This is a genomic window from Plebeiibacterium sediminum, assembly GCF_026013605.1.
Taxonomy (GTDB): Bacteria; Bacteroidota; Bacteroidia; order Bacteroidales; family Marinilabiliaceae; genus Saccharicrinis; species Saccharicrinis sediminus.
On the sequence record NZ_JAPDPJ010000163.1, the window covers coordinates 1 to 2,803 of the forward strand.

Annotated in this window: 1 protein-coding gene; it reads left to right on the forward strand. The window is 38.4% G+C overall.

What is annotated here, in order from left to right:
* Window positions 1-2,706 (forward strand): tandem-95 repeat protein (locus OM075_RS24740; protein WP_301193241.1); only part of this gene is annotated, 2,706 nt, incomplete at its 5' end.
* Window positions 2,707-2,803 lie beyond the last annotated feature (97 nt).

Sequence of the window (2,803 nt, forward strand, 5' to 3'; positions counted from 1 at the left end):
GCAGCAGGCGAAACTTCAAAAACAGTAAGCGTTACAGTATATGGTGATGCGGTATATGAAGGTGATGAAAGTTTATATGTGAATTTAAGCAATGCGTCAGGAGCGACTATCGCCGATAACCAAGGCGTTGGAACTATTAATGATGATGAATTTGCACCAATAGTAACACTGTCTGCAAGTCCAACTTCAATATCTGAAAATGGAGGCATATCAACGTTGACTGCCACATTAAATACAGCTACATATGAAGATGTAATAGTAAACTTGACATACATAGGAACAGCTACAAATGGTACAGATTACACTGTTGTATCATCAATTATAATCGCTGCCGGTTCAACAACTGGAACAACTGATATTACTGCAACCAACGATGTAATTTATGAGGGAAGCGAAACAATAATTGTCGAAATCTCAAAAGTAACAGGTGGCGAGGTAATGGAAGATGGTGCCCAGCAATCAACAGTTAATATCACTGATATCAACGATGCACCAACAGCTAATGATGATGCCTTAAGTGCAGCCGAGGATAATGATGCCACCGTAAATGTAATTACTAATGATACAGATAGTGATGGAACAATAAATGTAACAACCGTAGATTTAGATCCAACGACCGATGGTATTCAAACAACTTATGCAAGTACAAACGGAGATTGGTCAGTAGATGCTTCAGGCTTAGTGACCTTTAGTCCAGATGCAGATTGGAATGGAGCAGAGTCTATTACTTATGTAGTAAGCGATAATTATGGTGCAGTTTCCAATAATGGAATCATTACAGCTACTATAACTGCTATCAATGATGCACCGGTAGCGGTTAATGATTCAGGAAACAATACATCAGAGGATACTCCAATTACTATTGCGACTATTGGAGCAAATGATACTGATGTAGATGGCAGTATTGATCCCTCAACAATAATGTTAATTGATCCAAATGATGAATCTAACACAGGGAATTTAGGTAATGCTTTAGAAATAGCAGGAGTAGGTGTGTATGAAGTTGATGAATTAGGAAATGTTACTTATCATCCTGCTTCTGGTTTTACAGGCTCAGCAAGTATTTATTATTTTGTTGAAGATAATGATGGATTAGAGTCAAATGTGGCAACTATTTCAATAAAAGTTGGAGAAGTTAATATCCTACCAACAGCGGTAGCCGATGTAGCTGATACGGATAAAGATGTAGTGGTTGTTGTGGATGTCTTAAGTAATGATACTGGCCTAGAAGATGGAAATCTTATGGTGAGCATACCAAGTCAGCCAACTGAAGGTGTTGTGACCGTAAATGGAGATAATACCATAACGGTAACACCAAATGAAGGTTATGTAGGAGATATCACCTTTGACTATCAGGTATGTGATGGAGATGGAGATTGTTCAACAGCGACAGTCACAATAACCGTAAATGCCCTTGCTGAAGATCATACACCAACAGCGGTAGCGGATGTAGCTGATACGGATAAAGATGTAGCTGTCGTTGTGGATGTCTTAAGTAATGATACAGGCCTGGAGGATGGAAATCTTTTGGTGAGTATACCAAGTCAAGCAGCGGAAGGTGTTGTGACCGTAAATGGAGATAATACCATAACAGTTACGCCAAGCGAGGGTTATGTTGGAGATATCACCTTTGATTATCAGGTATGTGATGGAGATGGAGATTGTTCAACAGCGACAGTCACAGTAACCGTAAATGCCCTTGTTGAAGATCATACACCAACAGCGGTAGCAGATGTAGCTGATACGGATAAAGATGTAGCTGTTGTTGTAGCAGTCTTAAGTAATGATACCGGGCTGGAGGATGGAAACCTTGTGGTGAGTATACCAAGTCAAGCAGCGGAAGGTGTTGTGACCGTAAATGGAGATAATACCATAACAGTTACGCCGAGCGAAGGTTATGTTGGAGATATCACCTTTGATTATCAGGTATGTGATGGAGATGATGATTGTTCAACAGCGACAGTCACAGTTACTGTTGAGGAAACGGATAACGATGGTGATGGAATCACAAATACTGATGAAGGTGAGGGAGATACTGATGGAGACGGAATTTTAGATAAGAACGATCCAGATTCAGATAATGATGGAATTTTAGATGTCGTTGAAGGAACAGATGATAACGATGGCGATGGTATTCCAAATTACAAAGACTCAGATTCTGATGGTGATGGCATTCCTGATGTGGTAGAAGGATCGGATGATGTTGATAACGACGGAGACGGTAACTATTTAGACTTAGATTCAGATGATGATGGTATTCCGGATTCAGAGGAAGGAAATATTGATACTGATAATGATGGAACTCCTGATTACCAGGATCTGGATTCGGATAATGATGGCATATTAGATAGCGAAGAAAGTAATGGTGATTGTGATAATGACGGAATTCCTGATAGAATTGATGAGGATAAATGTTATGGTGAAGATGAATTGATTCTTTATGAAGGATTCTCTCCAAATAATGATGGTGATAACGATACTTATAACATTCCATGGTTGTATCAATTTAATCAGGTTAGTATTGAGATTTTTAACAGATGGGGTAATGTTGTTTATAAACAAAGTAAGTATGATAACAACTGGAATGGTGAATCAAATGTTGGATTCAGCGTTGGAAAAGAACTTCCGGTTGGTACTTATTACTACATCATCAATGTTCGTGATATCAACAAAAAAATCACAGGATATATTTACTTAAACCGATAAACAATATTGATTAAGGAAAGGAGACGGTAACAGGTCTCTTTTCCAAAGTCATCAAACAATAAATTATAGTGATGCAAAAAATATTTCCAATCATATC